At 46.1% G+C, this 20559-nt stretch carries 19 protein-coding genes; 6 read left to right on the top strand and 13 right to left on the bottom strand.

The genetic code is table 11. From position 1 onward, the window contains the following. Positions 1 to 29: 29 nt before the first annotated feature. Positions 30 to 1703 carry a peptide ABC transporter substrate-binding protein gene (locus DOM22_RS05835; RefSeq protein WP_142699471.1) on the top strand — a complete coding sequence of 558 codons (1674 nt, stop codon included), beginning with the start codon at positions 30 to 32 and terminating at the stop codon, positions 1701 to 1703. Positions 1704 to 1803: 100 nt separating this feature from the next. Here DOM22_RS05835 and DOM22_RS05830 read toward each other — a convergent pair whose 3' ends face one another. Next, positions 1804 to 3975, bottom strand: a complete 2172-nt coding sequence (locus tag DOM22_RS05830) for a zinc-dependent metalloprotease (protein ID WP_142699470.1) — start codon at positions 3973 to 3975, stop codon at positions 1804 to 1806. 244 nt (positions 3976 to 4219) lie between these two features. Next, positions 4220 to 4708: a hypothetical protein gene (locus DOM22_RS05825; RefSeq protein WP_142699469.1), complete on the bottom strand. Its 489-nt coding sequence runs from the start codon at positions 4706 to 4708 to the stop codon at positions 4220 to 4222. Positions 4709 to 4889: 181 nt separating this feature from the next. On the opposite strand from DOM22_RS05825, the gene DOM22_RS05820 reads away from it, so the two are divergent. Beyond that, complete coding sequence (locus tag DOM22_RS05820; protein ID WP_142699468.1) at positions 4890 to 5834, top strand: lipid A deacylase LpxR family protein; 945 nt, start codon at positions 4890 to 4892, stop codon at positions 5832 to 5834. Here DOM22_RS05820 and DOM22_RS05815 read toward each other — a convergent pair. The 8 genes from DOM22_RS05815 to DOM22_RS05780 form a co-directional block, all read right to left on the bottom strand. Then, on the bottom strand, positions 5831 to 6400 hold the full coding sequence (locus tag DOM22_RS05815; RefSeq protein WP_142699467.1) for a hypothetical protein: 570 nt from the start codon (positions 6398 to 6400) through the stop codon (positions 5831 to 5833). The genes DOM22_RS05820 and DOM22_RS05815 overlap by 4 nt on opposite strands. Further along, positions 6397 to 7410, bottom strand: a complete 1014-nt coding sequence (locus DOM22_RS05810) for a hypothetical protein (RefSeq protein ID WP_142699466.1) — start codon at positions 7408 to 7410, stop codon at positions 6397 to 6399. The genes DOM22_RS05815 and DOM22_RS05810 overlap by 4 nt, the downstream gene beginning before the upstream one ends. Continuing rightward, positions 7401 to 8132 (bottom strand): hypothetical protein, encoded by a 732-nt coding sequence (locus DOM22_RS05805; RefSeq protein ID WP_142699465.1) that lies wholly within the window; start codon positions 8130 to 8132, stop codon positions 7401 to 7403. Before DOM22_RS05805 ends, DOM22_RS05810 begins: the two co-directional genes overlap by 10 nt. A gap of 89 nt (positions 8133 to 8221) precedes the next feature. After that, on the bottom strand, positions 8222 to 9187 hold the full coding sequence (locus tag DOM22_RS05800; RefSeq protein WP_210415693.1) for a CapA family protein: 966 nt from the start codon (positions 9185 to 9187) through the stop codon (positions 8222 to 8224). Positions 9188 to 9345: 158 nt separating this feature from the next. Further along, positions 9346 to 10416, bottom strand: coding sequence for a substrate-binding domain-containing protein (locus DOM22_RS05795; protein WP_142699463.1), 1071 nt, complete (start codon positions 10414 to 10416; stop codon positions 9346 to 9348). A 62-nt stretch (positions 10417 to 10478) separates the two neighbouring features. Further along, positions 10479 to 10748, bottom strand: coding sequence for a hypothetical protein (locus DOM22_RS05790; protein ID WP_142699462.1), 270 nt, complete (start codon positions 10746 to 10748; stop codon positions 10479 to 10481). Positions 10749 to 10790: 42 nt separating this feature from the next. Continuing rightward, positions 10791 to 11171: a YbaN family protein gene (locus tag DOM22_RS05785; protein WP_210415692.1), complete on the bottom strand. Its 381-nt coding sequence runs from the start codon at positions 11169 to 11171 to the stop codon at positions 10791 to 10793. A gap of 11 nt (positions 11172 to 11182) precedes the next feature. Further along, positions 11183 to 12370 carry a hypothetical protein gene (locus DOM22_RS05780; protein WP_142699461.1) on the bottom strand — a complete coding sequence of 396 codons (1188 nt, stop codon included), beginning with the start codon at positions 12368 to 12370 and terminating at the stop codon, positions 11183 to 11185. Between the two features lie 271 nt (positions 12371 to 12641). Here DOM22_RS05780 and DOM22_RS05775 point away from each other — a divergent pair, with 271 nt between their 5' ends. After that, entirely contained in the window at positions 12642 to 14105 is a 1464-nt protein-coding gene (locus DOM22_RS05775; RefSeq protein WP_142699460.1) for a class I SAM-dependent methyltransferase, read from the top strand. Positions 14106 to 14113: 8 nt separating this feature from the next. Further along, on the top strand, positions 14114 to 15550 hold the full coding sequence (locus DOM22_RS05770; protein ID WP_246845859.1) for an adenylate/guanylate cyclase domain-containing protein: 1437 nt from the start codon (positions 14114 to 14116) through the stop codon (positions 15548 to 15550). Between the two features lie 80 nt (positions 15551 to 15630). On the opposite strand, the gene DOM22_RS05765 is transcribed toward DOM22_RS05770, so the two are convergent. Beyond that, a complete protein-coding gene (locus DOM22_RS05765; protein ID WP_142699459.1) occupies positions 15631 to 17892 on the bottom strand; it encodes an aconitate hydratase in 2262 nt (753 codons plus the stop codon). Positions 17893 to 17981: 89 nt separating this feature from the next. Between DOM22_RS05765 and cobB the strand changes: the two genes are divergently transcribed. Beyond that, complete coding sequence (gene cobB, locus DOM22_RS05760) at positions 17982 to 18692, top strand: Sir2 family NAD+-dependent deacetylase (protein ID WP_142699458.1); 711 nt, start codon at positions 17982 to 17984, stop codon at positions 18690 to 18692. Here cobB and DOM22_RS05755 read toward each other — a convergent pair. Next, entirely contained in the window at positions 18689 to 19246 is a 558-nt protein-coding gene (locus DOM22_RS05755; protein ID WP_142699457.1) for a hypothetical protein, read from the bottom strand. The genes cobB and DOM22_RS05755 overlap by 4 nt on opposite strands. Before the next feature lie 147 nt (positions 19247 to 19393). Next, entirely contained in the window at positions 19394 to 19717 is a 324-nt protein-coding gene (locus DOM22_RS05750; RefSeq protein ID WP_142699456.1) for a hypothetical protein, read from the bottom strand. 240 nt (positions 19718 to 19957) lie between these two features. On the opposite strand from DOM22_RS05750, the gene DOM22_RS05745 reads away from it, so the two are divergent. Next, entirely contained in the window at positions 19958 to 20491 is a 534-nt protein-coding gene (locus DOM22_RS05745; RefSeq protein WP_210415691.1) for a hypothetical protein, read from the top strand. The last annotated feature ends 68 nt before the right edge of the window (positions 20492 to 20559 follow it).

Raw genomic sequence — 20559 nt, 5'->3', positions numbered from 1 at the left:
AGTTTTTCTATCGACGAAGGAGCCCGCGGATGATTCGCAACGCAATTTTAATTTCTCTGACTCTCTCTTCAACTTTTTCTTCTGTGGCCTTCAGCGCACCGAAAGAAGAACTTAAAATCGCTGTGAATGCAGAATTCGACACCATCCATCCGATCGTAAACACGATGGCCGCGGGTGGACTGATTCAAGATGCGATCATGCGTCCTTTGGTTATGATCATGCCCGACGGAAAACCTAAAGCCGTCTTGATCAAAGAGATTCCGACAATTGAAAATAAAAGGGCACAGTTGTTCACAGATAAAACCGGCACTCACTTGAAAGCCGATTTAGAATTTATCGATGCCCAATGGGGTGACGGCAAACCTGTCACTTGCAAAGACTTGGAAGCTGGTTGGAAAATTGGCAGCAACGAATTGGTCGCAACACCCAACCGTGATGACTATGCAAACGTCAAAGACTTGGTTATTGATAAGGCCAATCCTAAAAAGTGTACGATCGTTTTCGATAAACCGGCTTACAATTTTTATGTTTCCTTTCCCCGCCTGATGCCAGCGCATCTGGAAATGCCGGTCTTTGAAAAATACAAAGGAAAAGTTCTAACTTACGAACGTAATTCTCTGTACTCCACTAAAATCACCGAGCCCGGTCTTTACAACGGCCCCTATCGCGTAAGCGAACTGAAGCAAGGCAGCCACGTGGTTTTAGTTCCCAACGAAAAGTTTTATGGGAAAAAGCCGTACTTTAAAAAAGTGATCTTTAAATTTATTTTAAACTCCACATCAATGGAAGCAAATCTGATGAGTGGAAATGTTGATATGACGTCCTCTTCGGGCATGAGCTTCGATCAGACCTTGGCGTTTGATAAGAAAGTAAAGTCGCAGAACTTGCCGTACGAAGTGAAGTACGTTGCAGGCTCCATGTATGCACACATTGAACTTAATCTTGATAATCCCATTCTTAAGGATCTTAAAGTTCGCCAAGCTCTGAACTATGCCTTTAACCGCGCAGAAATGGCGAAATCATTTTTTGATGGCAAGCAACCTCCCGCAATTCACTTCGCCACGCCCTTTGACGAATGGTACACAGCCGATCCAAAAATCGTGACTTTGTATCCTTATAGCCGCATCAAAGCGCAACGCTTGCTAGATGAAGCTGGTTGGAAAATGGGAGCCGATGGCTATCGTTATAAAGACGGCAAGAAGATGTCACTGACGATGACCAATGTCGCCGATAATAAAATGAACGAAATGATTGCGGTCTATTTGCAAAACCAATGGAAGCAATTGGGACTGGAAGTGACTCTAAAAAGCTTCCCAGGTCGCGTGTTCTTTGGAGAAATTCTGCGCCAAAGAAAATTCGAGATGGCGGCTTTAACATGGGTTGAATCGCCGAACATGGTTCCACTGGGCACAATGAGTTCGACAATGGTTCCATCCCAAGAAAATGGCTGGTCAGGACACAATCGTTCCGGCTGGAGAAATAAGGAAGTCGATAAACTTCTAGAACAAGCAACTCAAGAGTTTGATTCTAAAAAACGCACCGCTATCATGCGCAAAATTTTGAAAGCATATACGGACGAGTTGCCCCAGCTCCCAAGCTACTATCGCTCAAACACTTCGATCATTCCCAAAGGCCTCAAGGGCTACGAGATGACCGGTCACAATAACAGCGAATACCTACAAATCGAAAACTGGCATTTCTAAGGTAACAGTTCCCTTTTCGTACTGCTGCGCATGACGAAAAGGGAACTGTTACCTCAAAAAAAAAGCCCGCTTTATCAGCGGGCTTTTTTTTATAAAGATATTAGTTCTTCCACTCTGAGCGACGAAGCTTGGTGAAATCCACCAACTTGCTGACAACTTCTGCAGCTTCTTTTTCATCCAGACTTTTTGCACGAATCAACCAACCCGCTTGTACACGCAGTGCTTGCGCCTCCATTAAACCCGCAGCAATCAAAAGCCTTACTGTTTTAGGGTCTTGGACTTGATTTTGGAAGAAGCCCTCTCCAAACACTTTAATGGGGTTCAAAGATTCCACATAGGCCTTCATGCCACCAAATACAGCCAAATCCGAAGTGATTTTTTTATCACCAGGTGCATCGTAGGAATTGTAGAAGCCAACTTTTCTGGTCGCATAAGGACTCAAGTTCGCCAAGTAGTCCGGCACGACATCATCGACAATCACCAGAGGTTGAGTCTTCTGAGGAGTTGATTCATAGAGATCGTTTACAATTCTTAACGACGGACTAAAGCTAAAGTAATACTGAGCTGCCTTAAAGTCGTCAGACTTTAAGCTGTTAAAACTATACTTCACCGCGCTGACCGTATTTGCGACAATATTCTTAGCCGCGGAGATAACTTTCTCTCTTTCGGCGAAAAAGACGTTAGCATACAAGTCACGACGTTCACACCCCAAGAACCTACGCTCAGCCATGCCCACAGACATGATGTGCTCGTCAGAGCAGTACATATTCGCGGTGCGAGGAGTTTCTTTTCCGTAGTATCCCCACTCGATCGCAGCTTTGTCATAAGGAAGTGAATTGGATTTTGTATAAGCACCCAAAATCGAATAAACCTCTGTCGGAGGATAATCCATGACCGTGGAACTTGCGGCCACCGGCTGAACCGTTCCATCCAATATTATTTTATCTACAGCTTCTTTGATTTCCTGGTCTGACACTGGCGCATTCGCAGTGCCCGCAAAATTATGACGAAGGCCCAAGACATGCCCCACTTCATGAGCCATCACTTCGCCAACGATATTAACCTTATGAATCGAAGATCCATCGATCTCCAAATCACAAAGTCCACGCAAAGAGCTTCCCATGACATCGCCCGATTTCGGTCGACCTTCGACATAGTTCTTATCTGCAGTGAAAGCCGAAGTGATATAAACCATCGCGCGCAAAGACTCCCCGGTTAAAGGATCCGTCTGAATATTTGCGTAGGCCCCATTACCCTCATCCCATTGAATCCAACGAACCACGATCGTTCTATCTGGTTGAATTGCATCAATGGCAGAATCAAACTCGACTTTCAAAACCTCACGACCAAAAATCTTATTCCAATAATTTGCAGAATGATTCACGCCTTCACGCAAATGCGCTGGAAAATTGGGAGCCACCAACATACGAATGGGTCCACGCGATTCCGAAACATCCCAACGGGCGATTTGTCCCAACGGTTCTTTCGTTTCAGTACTGCCTTTTCCGACTTTATTAATAAAGAATCCAAAGCGCTGTTCAGAGTCGTACTTGCGAACGACAAAACTTTCGTTACTTACATAAGGTTTGATCTCGATAGCAAGGGTCGCACCCTGCTCTACCTCCGTGGGGATCCCTCCGATTTCCGCAAGATCCTTTTGAATTTTGGGATCAATCTCCACATAGGGTTTGAAAGGACGAATGACACGCACATCTTGCACCAGCTGGATCGCATTGTTTTTCAAAGCGAGTGATTTAACGAAAGAGTCTTTTACCTTCAAGACGTTCTCAGACTTTGTTTCGATCACTTGGCTTTGTACTGGATAAGTCTCCAATATGACAACATCCAAACCGGGCTGCATATTCAGACTCATAAATCCCTGACCGATATCGAAAGTCACATATTCCTCAGTCTCAGATACGACCTCAAAGGTCTGAATCAAAGCATCCACCACGATGTCGGACTGCGAATTATCTGTGGAGCGATTGTAAACGGCGATACGACTTCCGTTTCTTTCAAAAGAAACCAACAACGATCGCAGATATTCGGGAGCCGCCGCGCGTGAAGCTTTGGTTTGGACCGGCATCAATATGAAGAGCTTACCTAAGGAGGACTTAGCAAAGCTCACTGTGTTCTTTTGAATGGTCGCCGTCGCTTCGATTTTAGCGGGAGGCAAAAGCTTTTCTTCGACTCTGACGGTCTCTTTAGTACAAGCCATCAATAAAGACGAACCCAAGAGCACAGCCACAGACGTACGGTTTAAGAACTGCATGGTCACTCCAAAATACGCGACGGCCCTACTGTCTAAGAATGAGACAGCGAGACCAAATTGGGAGCCCGATCGGGGGCCAGATCCAATTAAGCGTGTTTAAATTTTCAGAATTAGGAGGGTTGCAAAAAGATGACCGAAACAAGCTCTTGGGAAGAGGTACAGAAAAAGAAAGTGTTACCTAAAAAGCAAAAAAAAAGCCCGCTGATAAAGCGGGCTTTTTAACATTTCCAAATTAACTAATTAATTAGTTAACAGATGCGTTGTCGCAAGTTGGAACTGTGTATGATTTAACGAAAGCCAAACGAGCTGGAGCTTCGTTACCAACTTGAGTGTAAACTTTTACGTTAACAGTCATTGGGTATGTGCCAGTGTAAACTACGTCTTTGCAAACTGTTTTGTCACCTTTAGTTTGGTCACAGAAAGATTCTTTGTGAGTGTAGTTGATAGAAGTAGAAAGAACTTCAGAACCAACAACTTTGAATTCAGTGCGACCGTTTTGGTTAGTTGGTTGAACAACTTCAACGATGTCTACTGGTTTTTGAGTGCGAAGAGTGTCACCGTCGCGGCAAACGAAAGTGTAATCAATAGCGCGGCCCATGTATACAGCTGGAGCTACGATTTGATATGGACCTTTAGCTGCGAAGATTTCTTCCCAAGAAGAGTTTGCAGAGATAGCTGCGTTAGCAGTTTGACCAACGATAAGAGCGGCGATAGCAAGGATCATGTTTTTCATTTAGATTCTCCTGTTAATGGATTACGTTTTTGTTGTGGGCCGATAAATGCACCCGATTACGCGCAAAGACAATTCGATTTTAGCCGCCGCGTAAATTTCACCTTATTTATGAAATCTTTGCACTTGGCGATGCGTGTTAATTACACTGATGATATAAAAGTCGTAATAATCACGAGGACTTGTGACTTCAAAAAGATTCTTGGTCATTCTTATTTACATCTTTCTGCCTATAATTTCAGCACGCGCTGAAGACAGCGGAAGACAGATTATTTTAGATATTGGCAATGACTACTTCACGGGACCCGAACACACCGATCGCCATCTCACAAACAACATTTCTCTCGGTGTTATTCGCAGTGGACTCTTTGGATTTACGAGTGGTTTGGCAGATCAATTTTCCGAATCACAAAAACTTTATTCCTCTGTAGCACTCTCGCAATTTATCTATACGCCTGAAGATACCAAGCGCACGATTCCGGATCCTGCGGATCAGCCTTATGCTGGTTGGTTATTTCTAACGACATCATTAGGTGCGCGCGAAAATAATCTCCTCAACACCTATGGTGTTGATATCGGAGTGGTGGGACCTGCTTCACTCGCAGAAGAAACGCAGAACTTCTATCACCGTCTTATTAATGTCCCCGAAGCCAAAGGCTGGGACCAGCAACTTCATAACGAGTTGGGTATCAATTTAAAGATCAAACAAGCTGTGATGCCTTATCGTTACGAAGACAGCTCTGACTTTATATACTTCTATGGTGGGTCGCTGGGGAACGTAGATACGCATCTGGAGGTCGGAGCTATCTTACGCTGGGGTTACAATATTCCGGATGATATGGGCTACAGAGCGATTAATGCGTATGATGGAAACTTCTCTTTATTCTCGGTCTTCCGTATTTATGAAAAGCTGGTGGCGCGCGATATCTTTTTAGATGGGAACTCTGACGGTAATAGCCCCTATGTCGAGAAGCGTCCCTTGGTCACGGCAGGCAGCATGGGCTTCGTCGTCCGTATCGGCGACGTTGAACTGGGTTATAGCTATGAGATGAGCACCAAGCGCTTTAAAACGCAGACCTCAGCCGATGACCGAGGCAATGTGTCTTTAAGTTATCAACGGGGCTTTTAAAAAGAATAGCTGATCGCTAGAACCGTATTCACGGTACCAAGGAACACAAAGATCGGCTTAACGTCACCATTTGTCTCTCGGGAAGCACTATAAAAGTTCGCCACTGCAATCAGGGAGTGAGTCACCACGCGGATCCAGCGGCGGGCCTCGCGTTTATCGTGCTCTTTTTCCAGGTACTTTTGCAGAATGCGATTTTTTTCCTGAACAGAAATGTTAGAATTTTCTAAAGCGTAAAAGAAACTGTCGTATTCATTCCCTGTCCAATAGTGACTTGCACCCAAACCGATGGCGGCGATCCCCACTGTGGACGTCAATGCGTAAACGCTGCGACTTAAAGGGTCGTTAGAAAGATCATATCCAATCACCCCGCCCACAGCAGCGATACCACCTGAAATCATATAGCTCAGTCCCAGGCGCTCATCTTCCTCTTGTTGTTCTTTGATGAACTGACGGAACTCTGACCACTCAGGCAAACCTTGATAGTGATTGTCGTCACTCATGTAAGCGTTCGCCTGCATCGCAAAGCACGTGGTAAGAATCAGGAGCGTTAAGATAAGCGATCTCACAGCGTCACCCCGAAGGAAATATAAACGCCGCTGTCGCGGTCCTGACCCCAGTAAGAAAGACCGCTGGTGATGTTCTTATAGCCAAGCAAAAAGCCAGCGGAGTGATCGCGCTGACCACCGCTGACCGCCAGTTGCAAAATTCCAATTTTATAAGCCATGGCAGCGCGCACGGTTTCTTGCCAGTGCTGCGTATCCGTACCCACCGCCACTTGCGTGCCCACTTCAAATACACCCATACCTACTGGAGGCTTAATCGATGCGCCCAGCATACCTTGGGGTTTTACGGGATACTGTTCAGATTTTTCGTCAGTAAAGCCCCACTGCGAAAACATCGCAGTGACTTGTGGCTTCCACACTTCATCATCCCAAGAGTAAACGAAACCTGGCTCGATATAAAAAAGATCCTGAGTGCGCGCTCTGAAAATTTCTTCGGAATCATCAGCCAAAGCTTCAGTCAGCATGATGTAGTTCCCGACGAATTTCACGTGCGTATAGCGAAGCTGAATACCCGCATAAAAGTTATGGCTTACGTAAGAGGAAAATTGCAGCTTAAGGCTTTTCTCTTCAGCGCCAATGAAGTTCACCGCCGGCAATGACGAATTATGAATGTCGGTGTAAAAAACCAGGCGATATGGTTCAACTGAAAGGCCCCAGGTTCTGGCTTGAAATGCAGCTTCCAGGGAAGCCTCGGCTTGGGATGCATCTCTGCGCGAGAAAATTCTATTCACCTGCTCGGGAGTGGCGTTGCCGTTTACCATGTCATCGACGTCACTTAGGTAATCCATGTTTGTCCCTAAGAACAAATCACTGTCGAAACGTTTTCTATCATTCTTGGCGATAAAGGCAGGATTGCACGGAAGACCGCGCTCGATGCTGTCCATCGAATAACAAGTGGTACCGAATGTTCTAAATAAAAAACGAGTGCCGCCGTCGCGCAAGTAGGCTGGCAAAGGGCCCGCCTGTGCGATAGAAGTTAAAGTAAGCAAGATCAACAACACTCTTAAAAGCATTGCTCACCCACGGGGATCGTCACAGCTTTCATTTGCACTTTGGCTTGAGAAAGCTGTGCACGATATTGCTTCAGATCTTCGCGTTTTTTAGGGAAGGCTTTTTCTAAGTCATTACCCAGGCTATCTAGAGAGCTGATAACTTTCTCGCACCAGCTCCACCACGGGCGAATGTCTTGCACGCAAAGTTTTTTGCCTGTGCTTTGAGTTTCAAGATTCCAGGAGAGGATTCCCTCGCTCACATTGGCTTTCAAAACCACAACGCGCAGGATGGCACTGTAAAGTCTGGCGCCGCCATTGTCGGTCTCAGCCAAAATGCCCACCGCTTTTTCCAGATCTGTGCGTCCTTGGGCGTTCACGTTGGGAACTTGCTCCCACTGGGCCAGGAACTTTTCTAAGTTATGAATCACTTCGTTGGTTTGTTCAGAAAAAGTGAGATTTTCAATTTGAATGCGCATCACCGGGCGGTGCTTAACAACCACGAAGTTATAGATGTTTTCAATGCGGATACCGGCGCGGGCGGCATAGGCCGAGGCCAAGGCCATGCGAACTTGCGGGTGCCCGTCTTCCTTCAAAAGCTTTTGAAAGTACGCAATCGCTTGATCGTAGTTTTGCTGATCGAGGTATTCAAAACCACGATTCATTTTTTGCTCGCGCGTCTCTGGTTTTTCAGAGGAGCACGAAGCCAAAACAGCAATCAAAAGTAAGAGAGGAATCCAACGCATAATGACGCAGATAGTAATCTTTCGCGTCCAAAATTTAAATAAGGCAAAACAGAAATATAGTTATTTCACACTACGTTACAGGGGCGCAACTAGCGTGGGCGAATCATACTTGTGGTGGAGTCAAACAGCGGGGTCGAGCCCGGGAAGTCCTGATATGACAGGCTTTGCATCAGCTTAAAAGCTCCCAGGTTTTTATCGTAGATCACACCCTGCTCGCGGTTTTGGATGAACGATGTAATAGAGCCTTTTAGGAACTTTCCTTGAGGGTCTAATTTCACCAGCAACAGTGGAGCCAATCCCGCTGTGCCTAGGACGTTGATACCTCTTTCGGTTGCGAAATTTCCCAAGCTATATACGACCAGACGACCTTTATAAACTTCTAAGCCGCGAGGCACATGCGGACCATGCATCAGGATCAAGCTTGCCCCCGCATCGATGGCCCCCCGGGCGAAGGCCACAGAGTTTCCGCGATTCTCGCCCATATAGTATTCCGTCGTATTCGGAGTTCTGATGGAATCAGAACCTTCGCTGCCAGCATGAGAAGACACGATCACGACATCGAAACGTTTTTTTAGGTCGCGAATTTCCTGATAAGTTTTCTCCGGAGCAGAAATGCTGCGAGAACCAGGATAGAAATCAGTGGCGATCAAAGCCACACGAATACCGCGCACTAAGAATTGTGCAACTTCCATTCCCTTTTTCGTGGAGTACTGAATCTGATACGACCGCAAAGTTTGTTGAGTCGAGTAAAGACCTTCCGAACCAAAATCCATCGCATGATTATTGGCTAAGCTCACAACATTAAAACCTGCATCAGCAAAGGTGCGCGCAAACTCTGTAGGAGTGCGGAACAAGTGACGATTGGAACCTTCACTTTTCGCTCCAGCGCCTTTGACTCCATCAAACAATGTTCCTTCGAAATTTGCGAAACGGATGTCGCCGGTTTTGATATAGCTTTCGGCATACCTGAAGAGCTTACGACCCTGGTCATTGGGAAGTTTATCTGTGGGATAATCGGTTCCCAGCATCACGTCGCCCACGGCTGAAATAGTCACAAAGGATTCCTCTGCGGCGAAAGTTTTGACTGAAAATACGACGAGAATGAAGAGGAAAAACAGCTTATTCATGGCTGCTAAATTATACTTTATCCTACGAGTGTTAGCTCTTGTGGGATCAGCCGTCGGCATTCTTTTCAGGAGTGTCAAAGGTTTGTTCAATCCTTTGGTTTGGCGCGATGAGGATACCAGATGGCCATATATGTTCTTTGATAAGGAATACGCTCCTCGATATTCCCGTCTTTAACTTCGTCGGTAAATTTCTTGGTAATAACCAGAGGCTGGGTCGCATAACCGCTCGGCGGCTCTCCGGCAAAAGCGCGATTAAGTTCATCAGCGATTTGCCAGCCCTGGGTTTGCAAAGGCTCTGCGACTGTCACCATTTGCGCGGATTTGGAGGAGCCCACGCGACCGATGGCTTCAATGGAGCCATCCCCGGCACCGATGCCCACCACATCATTGCGCTGAATCCCCTTTAAAGCATCAGCCATATAATCAAAATAAAGGTCATTGATCGCTAAGGTATGAGTCCAAGCTTTTCCAAAGCGCTGATTCCAGGATTTCACCAGATGATATATTTCTTTATCTGACTTGGAAATTGCCAAATCTTCCACGGCGAGCAATTTAAAATCCGGCATAGCTTCGACAGCTTTTTTCATCGAAAGAGTTTTTAAGGTCGCAACCGAATAGTCCCGGTCCGTCAGGATGATGACGCCTCCAGGTTTTCTTCCAAATTTTTCCAGCTGATGTGCGGCGGCTTTCGCAACATCCACCGGGTCTGTCGAAATATTGACGAACATGTCCTCCGTGACTCCCGCTTTGGCGGAAGCATGCCACCCAACGACTTTTGCTCCTCGCTTCTGAGCTTTTTTTAAGATTTCCCGAAAGTCAGCTCCGTCAAAACCACCCAGGATTATTCCGTCAGTGGCTTTTGATAGAGAGCTTTTAAGTGCTGCTTGAATGCAGCTTTTCTTTCCCGCGCAGTCAACCAGCAACACTTGCCATTTAAGTTCATCAGCGGCTCGCTGAAATGAATCACTAACAGCCCTCACTCCCCCATTTCTTAAATTGGAAGCGACGAACAGAATTTTTTTATGTGCTTGAGCGGAGGGCCCATTATCCGGAAGCGCGTAGGCCTTGGAGGTAAATGAACAAAAGATCATTCCGACCTTGAAAATGATCTCAAGAAATCTAATGTGTAGATTTACATGTCGGAATACCTTTTTCATATTCTAAATTTTCCAATTTTGCATAGTCCGAATCAAAATCAATCAGAAGTGAATGTAACAGATCAAAGCATCTTTTTAAGTTCAGCCTGATCCTCTTTCGTACCCGGGACCAGCCACTCAGCTGGAACGTGTTCGACAACATAGGCCCAGGACTGCTTCAGCATCGGCTTTGCCAAAGGCTTTTTGTGCAAGTCTTTCAGTAAATGCAGATGACGAAGCAGGATCGTACGTGTGGGTTTATAAAACCCCTCATCATCTTTCCCCGCGTTCGTAATCTCATCCGAATCTTCGGCTTTTTGGATTAGTTCTGAAAAAAATTGCTCTAGGCTCATGGGAACATTCAACTGCAGGGCAGTGAGTCCGTCAATCCCGCTTTATACTTCATTTCGTGTGGCGATGAACACAGACACTGCCAAAAGCACAACCGTCAGAGACACTACTAAATAGGTATTAGGAACTGTCCACCACATAAAGCACAGTGAACACAGGATCATGGTGATTGCGACGACTTTAGTTCTTCTGGAAATGGCCTTATTGCGGTCCCAATCAGTCAGGGCTTTGCCAAACAAGGGCTGACGATATAGCCATGCATGGGCCTTATCTGAACTGCGCAGAAAGCACCAGGCCGATAGCAAAACAAAAGGCGTCGTAGGAAGAACGGGAAGAAAAGCGCCGATAATTCCAAGAATTAAGGACACCGATCCCAGCACCAGAAGGACGTTTCGTAGCACTGGGTTTTTAACGATGCCGGGCATGTGAGATATCCTTATCCTGCTGTTGCAAAAACAGCAGAACACAAAGTAGGCCGTCTCATCAAGTGAGTCTTATAAGCAATGGCCTTAAAGATATCCACGAAGCGATAAGTGACAGCTTTGAACGTACCTTTTAAATCACCCACTTCAATACGCACAAATCCTTTAACCAACGGCGATACTGTCACACGAATTAACGAATGGCGTTCAAACTTATTGGTGAAAGTTAAAAGGTCAGCCAGCGGTGGAGGCGGTAATCCGATGCTGCTGCTGAATCCTGCAGCAAAATATTCTGGCGAGTTCATGCTAAAGCCAGGGATGGCTGGTGGATAAAAAGAGCTGCCTTTAAGAGTTTCGGCACCTTCACGATGACCCATAGTCATACCTACTTTTCCAACAACACCAATGACGGAAATCGCGGCTTTCGTGTTATCAAATCTTTCCGAGTTATGGAAAAGTTCAAAAACGAAAGCCTTCTTGGCTTTGTTCATCGCTAAGCTAAAACCCAACTCCTCAGCTCCGCCGGCGCCCTTTTTCATGACGCCTGTTTCTGCGACAATACCCACAGACACGCTAAGACCAAATTCGTTTGAATCAATAAGAAGTGGCGCCTGAGACCACAATTTATAGTCCATGCCTTTAAGCATGTTCAAAACGGCGCGATCACTTTTTTCTCCGAAAGTTAGCTTCTGTTTTTCTTGGGCAGGAGTGTCTTTACCGAAAACTTTTTTAACTTTCACTTTGATAAAGCTCATGCCATCGCCGACAACACTACCCGCCCCCAAGGCGAACTTAGTTGTCATAAGAATTCTTGCAGCATTCGCTAGGAATTGCTCCCGAGTTTTACGGAATTGCTCTTGTCTGTCGGCGGGCAGTTTTTCGTATGCTTCCAGTGGATTGACGTCTTCAATTTTTCCACCGCGAGCTAAAATTTCAGCGCGCACTTTATCGGGAATAGTCAGTCCCAAAGCTTCCTTCATAGCGTCAACATCTGGATAAGCTTCCAGAGTGAATGTTTTGCCTTTAACCTCGATGACGGTGTGTTCTTTATCCGTGGTTTGTGCAACCTTGGCCGGATCAAGTGTCTCCTCCACTAAAACCGTATCCACGGTCTCACGTGGGCCCTCCTCCACCGCTAGGACATAGCGGGAAGGCATCATCATCAACAAAACGAACAGCATTAATTGAACGGTATTTTTCATAACTCGGCGGTTTAGTGCAAAGCTTAGACCTCGAAAATCGCCAGCTAAGCCTTGGAAACTATGTGTTTTTCATTTGTGAAGAGTGTCTAAGGTGACAATTAAAGGCATTTGTCCGCAAAGACCCACCCCTCTTATGTAGGAATCATTCGCCCCCTGTAATGCTCATGGGTAAACAGGGGTAAAATTATTCGGGTTAAACGCAATTTTGGGCTCATAACACTTTTAATAATGGCGATAAGACAAAAGTAGGCTTCCTTACAACGAGGGATCAATGAGCAAACAAGCGATGAAGCAAGAATTCTTCAGTGTGGTCGCGGATAAACGGAAAAACGTGGTTCGTCAGGATCGCACGCCTTTTGAGCCCGGCCTTTGCCATGTCACGGTCAACGGGTTTCGCTGCGATGTTTTAAATCTAAGCACCTTTGGTTGCGCGATACTTGTTGCGGAAACAGACTATGCAGCTTTCAGGGCAGCCTTTGGTATACACAATCATCCTGAAGCGACTCTGACTTATAAAGACATCAAAACTCAAAGCATTAAACTGCGTTGGGTGCGTAACGAACCCTATGCTCTGTCGGCGTTTTCGCAAATGCTGGTAGCGTTTGAAGTAATGGAAGAGCCTCTACAGATCGAACGCATTCAAGCTTTGCAAGCGACGACATCTGTTATCGAAAAACAAACTGAATATGCCGTGGCTTTGTCTCAACTTTCCGCTGAATTTAAAAACTATGTCTATGAAATGAAAGACTGGTTAGAAAAATTAAAAGCCCAGGTCGACACCTTAGAGGCAAACGCTCCCAAGGATAGTGTTGACGAATGTCAGGAATATAAAGCCACTATCGCAACTCAACTATCACAGTATTTGGGGCATGTGATTCCCAGCTCTTATGCTAAGATCCCAGAACTGATTAAATATCTAACGCCCGAGCAGTTAAAGTGGGCCACGAAATTTGCCCGTGAGCAAGTAGGTCACCTGATCTATGGGGCACCTTTTGCAAGTCGTGCGTACTATAAACCGCGTGGCTATGCGGGTGACTATGAAATGATGAATCATCTTTATCGCAATGAATTGGTCGGCAAAACTCTGTTCGATCAATGCATGCATAAATACTTTATTGATGAGCCTGCCGGTGCTGCGGTGAAAAATCGCGGAACCTACTTGTTCGAAAAGATATCCGAATTGGTGCAAGCATCACCACCTGATAAGCCCCTCAAATTTTTATCAGTTGCCAGCGGCCCTGCGATGGAACAGCAGCTCTTTTTGAAAAACAAAAAAGAATTTTACGGCCGAACGCTAGAGTTCACTTGCCTTGATCAAGACGAGGAATCCCTGAAACACGCTCAGCGCCGTTTACTGACGCTCGAACGCTCAGTAAAGTCAGGATTCAGTTACCGATTTAATAATATGGCCATTAAGAATGTGATTGCCATGGGCTGTCCCGAGCAGGATTACGACATGATTTACTCTGCTGGCTTATTTGACTATTTCACGGAACACGTTGCACACATGGCTGCGAAGCAAATGTTGAACTCAGTGAAAGATGGTGGACACATTATCATTGGCAACTTCAGCAAAACAAATCCTTGTGTTCCATTTATGGAGCTGATACTGGATTGGCACTTAATTTACAGATCGGAAGAAGATCTTCTGCGTATCTTTAACGGACTCGGATCCAAAATCTGGATTGAAAAAGAACCCCTTGGAGTGAACTTATTTGTAGTCATTAAAAAATAGGAACAACCGTGTTTGAAACAGTGATCACTTCATCGCAGATGCGCGAATTTGAAGTGAATGCAGAAATTAGAGCGATCTTAAAGGTGATCTCCAACTGGATGGCCATCCCGCTCTATTTGGTATTCTGGATTGCTGACTGGGCCTATGCTCCGAATCTTAAGTGGGAATTCTTAGCTCTTCGGCTAACAATCATCCCCGTCTGCTTATTTGGCAAAAAAATGATGGAGCACGAACGCTCCGCTGAGTCTGCCCAGTGGATCGCGGCAGCCTATGTCGGCATGGTGGCTCTTCCGATCAATGTGATGATTGGACTTTTGCCAGAAGTGACGACTGTCTATTACGCCGGATTGAATCTGGTGGCGTTGGGTGGCCTTTCTTTTATTCCATTTACCATGGGATTTTTCTGCCTGACGACTGCACTGATTTTTGGGCCTTACTTTGGGATCGTGATTTATGGTGCGCATTCGATGAAGGACTGGTCAGGTCTTTTGATCAATACCTTCTTTATCTTTGGTTCCGTAGTCATTTGCTATTTGATTCGTTTCTTTCACGAACGTCTGCGCTTACGAGAAATCAACTCCCGCATCGCTTTGAAAACTGAGCTCGCCAATCGCGATAATATTGTTAAACGAAAAACTGCCGAAGCGATTCGTCTGAACTCTCTTAAGACTCAATTCAGCCCCAAGATCGCCCAAGCTATTTATGATGGGCGCATGGATCTGGAAAAAAGCATTCGTCAGCTGAAAATCTGCGCGATCTTTATCGACATCGTGGATTCCAGCCAACAAGTCGTGCGTCTGGATTATCGCAAGGTCGACACGGTCCTTGCGCGTTTTATGGATACCGTGGTTTCGATATTCCTAAAGTACGATCTGACGATTGATAAGTTTCAAGGTGATGGCATCATGGCCTTTGCCAACGATGCAGATCACCACGGCGAATTTATCCAAAAAACCTGCCTGGCAGCTTTGGATGTCCGTGAAGCCTTGACGAAGGATCAGGAATTTTATCAATTCAACTGGCAAAAGAAATTGCAGATTCGAATTGGTATCGCTGCTGGGGATGCCAACGTTGGCTTTTACGGAAATTCAAAATACTTCCGCTCGTACACGGCAATTGGCGCTCCATTACCACTGTCATCGCGTTTTGCAGGGTTTGCCTCCCCTGATCAAATCGTGATCGATGCCAATGTCGCAAAGACCTTGGCCATCGACGGATTTGAAATGCACGCGATCGGCAAAATTTCATTGAAAGGTTTCGAGCCCGCAGAACAAAATCTGTACGAGCTTCTACAGGCCCCAGCAAGCACATGGCTCAACTCCGACAAAATTCCCTGCCCTCACTGCGAAAACTCCCACCTGAACGTAGCCACCAACCAATACGGCCACTACGTCCTAACCTGCTTCCAATGCAACTACGAAAAATCCGAACTAGAATCCGTCTAAGACAATTAAAAAACCCACAGCTCATCACTGTGGGTTTTAAAATTTATCTAGAATGAAAGCGATCTTCCGATCGCTCTTTCTTAAAGGCCGCGGATCAAGTTAAGAGCAGAGCCCGCTCTGAACCATTTCAATTGTTCTGCGTTGTATGTATGTTTCGCTTCGATCGTTTCAGTTGATCCATCAGCGTGCTTCAAGATCATTTTCACGTTCTTACCTGGAGCTAGATCTTTAAGATCTACCAAGGAAACTTTGTCCGCTTCTTGAACTTTGTCGTAGTCTTTTGGATTTACGAAAGTCAAAGCCAACACACCTTGTTTTTTCAAGTTTGTTTCGTGAATACGTGCGAATGATTTCGTGATCACTGCAGTCGCGCCAAGGTGTCTTGGGCACATAGCTGCGTGCTCACGAGAAGAACCTTCACCGTAGTTTTCGTCACCAACGATGATCCAGCCTTTGCTAGCTTTTTGGTATTGACGTGCGATCTGAGCGAACTCAACGCCAGTTTCGCCAGTCAGTTGGTTTTTACCTTTACCGATTTCACCTGTGAACGCGTTATCCGCACCCAACAACATGTTGTTAGAGATGTTGTCCAAGTGACCACGGTAGTTCAACCATTTACCACCTGGAGAGATATGATCCGTTGTACATTTGCCTTTTGCTTTCGCAAGAACCAAATTATCAACGAAGTCGTTACCATCCCATTTCGTGAATGGCGAAAGAAGTTGCAAACGATCTGAAGAAGGATTCACAGCCACTTGAGCCGTCGCACCCGCTGGTTTTTGGTAACCTTCAGTGTCCGCGATGAAACCTTTAGCAGGCAACTCTGGCGCCACTGGAGCTTGCAATTTGATAGAACCTTTTGGTCCAACCAATTCATCCGTTTGTGGATTGAAATCCAAACGACCGGCAAGACCCAACGCCATTACGATTTCAGGACTTGCGATGAAAGCTAAAGTTTCTGGATTCGCATCGTTACGTGCGCGGAAGTTACGGTTGAAAGAAGTTACGATTGTATTCTTCTCGCCAGGTTTAATGTCGTCACGTCTCCATTGACCGATGCAAGGACCGCAAGCGTTCGCAAGAACAGTTGCACCCACTTCGTTGAACGTCGCCATTTGACCGTCGCGCTCGATAGTGTTTTGGATTTGTGTAGAACCTGGAGAAACCAAGAATGGAGATTCCATTTTCACGCCGACTTCCATAGCTTGTTTCGCTACGAATGCCGCGCGACCAATATCTTCGTATGAAGAGTTCGTGCAAGAACCGATCAACGCAGAAGAAATCTTAACTGTGTAACCTTTCTCAGCCACTTCTTTTTTAAGTGCAGAGATAGGACGAGCCAAGTCCGGAGTATGAGGACCCACCAAGTGTGGCTCCAAAGCAGACAAATCGATTTCGTAAACTTCGTCGAAGTATTTGCCTGGATTTGCAACAACGTCAGCATCAGCAGACAAAAGATCTTTGTGAGCATCAGCAACTTTAGCTAATTCATCACGGCCAGTTGATTTCAAGTAAGCAGCCATGCGGTCGTCGTACGGGAATACAGAACAAGTTGCACCAAGCTCAGCACCCATGTTTGTGATGGTAGCTTTACCCGTACAAGAGATTGAAGAAGTCCCTTCACCGAAGTACTCAACAACTTTATCCGTACCACCTTTAACAGTTAGCATTCCGCAAAGTTTCAAGATCACGTCTTTGGCAGAAGCCCAGCCGCCAAGTTTTCCTTTAAGGTGAACACCGATCAATTTTGGATTTTTAACTTCCCATGGAAGACCAACCATGACGTCAGAAGCGTCAGATCCACCGACACCTACCGCACACATACCCAAGCCACCCGCATTTGGAGTGTGAGAGTCTGTACCGATCATCAAGCCACCTGGGAAAGCGTAGTTTTCTAGGATGACTTGATGGATGATCCCAGCGCCTGGTTTCCAGAAACCGATGTTGTAACGAGAAGAAGCTGTCGCCAAGAAGTCATAAACTTCTTTGTTGGAAGTGTTAGCAACAGTCATGTCCACGCTTGAACCTTTGTAAGCTTGGATCAAGTGGTCACAGTGAACTGTAGAAGGAACCGCTGCTTCGTCTTTTCCAGCAAGCATGAATTGCAACAAAGCCATTTGCGCTGTCGCATCTTGCATTGCTACACGGTCTGGTCTCAAAAGTAGGAAGCTTTCGCCACGAACTAATTCTTGATTTTGTGGGTCGTCCAAGTGACCGAAAAGGATTTTTTCTCCAAGAGTCAAAGGACGGTTCAAACGCTTACCAACAACTGCGATACGTTCAGCTGTCTTCTTGTAAACGTTCTGCACCATTTCCGGTGTAGTTTCGATTTTAGAAGCCATTGTAATTGCCTTTCTGTAAAGAACGCCACATCCTAATGAAAATCAGTTGAAAGCTCAACGAGTTGGGCATCTTGTCACGAGGCATAATTTTGAACTCACATCTCTTCAAAAACATCGTGATTCTTACTGGGGCCGGCATTTCCGCCGAGTCAGGCATTCGCACGTTTCGCGATCAAGACGGCCTTTGGGAAGAACATCGTATCGAGGACGTTGCCACTCCCGAGGCTTTTCATCGGGACCCGGCTTTGGTTCAACGCTTTTACAATGCGAGACGATCTCAACTGAAAGACCCAAAAGTGGTGCCCAATGCCGCTCATTTCGCTCTGGCAGAGTTGGAAAAGGCCTGGGAGGGCGAATTCCTGCTGGTCACCCAGAATGTCGACAATCTGCATCGAAAAGCGGGCTCCCAAAACCTTCTGCACATGCATGGTCGCTTGGATCAAATCCGCTGCCTGTCTTGCGAAGAAGTGATGCTGTGGGAAGAAGACTTAGAAGTAAATGAGAGTTGCCCTCAATGCGGCATCAAGGGCGCCCTTCGCCCCGACATCGTGTGGTTTGGGGAAATGCCCCACCACATGGACGAGATTTACTACGCCTTGGAAAACGCCGACATTTTTATTTCCATCGGCACCAGCGGCAATGTCTACCCTGCCGCCGGCTTCGTACAACTTGCGTGGAAAGCGCGCAAGATTGAAATCAATGTGAAAGACACGGAAATTTCCCGCGCCTTTGAGGAACATCTGGTGGGACCTGCTTCAGAGGAAGTTCCGAAACTTGTGAAGCAGATCCTGGGCGATTAATTTAAACGTGCGTTTTGTGATTGCGGTGGTTTTTGCTGCGGAGCTGGTGGGATTTTGCAACTTACAGGAACTTGCGTGTAAGTTTGTCCCGTAAAAGTTGTCATGGATTCCACAACGGCGCTTAAACGACCATTGCTGTCGGCAGCGGTTGAATCTAAAGTGATTTGGAAATCAAACGGCGAATCCTCTGCCAACGCTAACCCCGAAATTATATCAGCGGCCTTCGTTGTGGCTGAGACTTCTGAGACAGAGCCCGCAAGTTCCGCATGACCAACTTGTTTGATCGGTTGATTGGAATCATTCAAAGTGTAAGTGTCAGCAGCAATGTGATTGCTGTTATTTCTTTGCAGCAAAAACTTAACGCCGATTTTGGATGTTGGCAGTGAGGAACTTTGGGAATCAGCTGCGGGAGTATAAATACAGCGCAGAACTTCATTCCCCTCCCCGCCGGCACCGGCGGGACCTCTTTGGGGCGGTTGCTCCTGGGCGCCAATCGCAGCGGCCGTGGCCATTGAGACAAGCGAAAACAATACGGCATTCAATATTCTTTCCATAGTTCTGTTCCTCATGGGCTTAAGCTCACAATCAGTTGTGATCTCTTAAGATGAGAATATGAAAACAGCATTGAAGAAATATGGAAGAATACGAAAAAAAGAAATCAAAAGCCGGATTTTAGCCCGGCGTACTTACTTACTTATTTATTACCAAGCTGAATAGCAACGAGCTTCCGTGATCGCTTGGTCAGCGTCACGAACCATGTAGAGGCAGCTGGTTTCAGACATATGCAATTGCACGCGCGTGTATGGAATCACGTCACCATTGATGTTCACGATTTGCGAGGGCATGGCTTCTACACCCAAAACTTTAGGCAAGTTGCACATTTCTTCGAATGTCACTTTTTCACGAGCAGCCACTGTGTGAAGAGCCTTCAACATGCGATCTGATTTGAATGTTGCGCACATGTTTGTGCCAGCGAACGCCGCCGAAGAAAGAACCATAGTTAAAGCCATTGCCAAAATACGCATGAGGAACTCCTTTTTGATATGCGGCGGAACCTACAAGGCCGCTTTCACGGAAACAACGACATCTCCGAAATTCGCCGGAAACGAAAGCTCACTGAGAACTTACCCACAGCTAGCCACCAACGCCGCACCCAGCTACCAAAAACCGGCAGGCGCCTTTTCGAAAAGGCGCCTGCCGGTTTTTGGGGAAGCGGCGCAGCTTGAATTGGTGGGGGTGGGAATTACGATTTATGGATGATCAAAATGATTTTGCTATTTTCACAACTGGTATTTGCGGCGCCTTCGGTTCAAAAGATTGATGGCAATTATGTTAAGGCTTGTCATTTAATGGACGATGATTCCTTGATCACTCACCTTTCGATTCAAGGTCCGCGATGGAATTTTTCTCACGTAGCTTATGAGGATGATAAATGCACCAAGGCTTACTTGGTCTACGCAGAGATTTACAAAGTGAAGTCCGTGGACCGTGAAATTGACATGACGACTGTGGAGGCGACTTACAAAAGCCTAACTGATAAAGTCACGGAAGCTTTAAACATGATCAACTGGTGTGGTTTTTCTGATTGGAAAACAAATCAAGAGCGAGTTGTGACTGGCAAAGTTTGTGATGAATACAAGGTGCCTGGCGAGGGCGATATTCTGTATACGACTTATCAGGTGAAAGTCCAGACTCCGCTGCAAATCTTTATGGGGACCGCCAGCAGTGAATTGGATGGTAAGACTCCCCAGACGCGTTATCAACTGACTGAACGCTTTCCGTTTGTTCAAACAAGATAGTTTTACAACGTCTCAATTTGAAGCAGTCCCATCGACCTCATAAATTACTTTCGTGAAACACGATCGTG

The organism is Bdellovibrio sp. ZAP7, from assembly GCF_006874645.1.
GTDB lineage: Bacteria > Bdellovibrionota > Bdellovibrionia > Bdellovibrionales > Bdellovibrionaceae > Bdellovibrio.
Note: the sequence above shows the minus strand (reverse complement) of the source record. Positions and strands in the feature narration are given on the sequence as shown.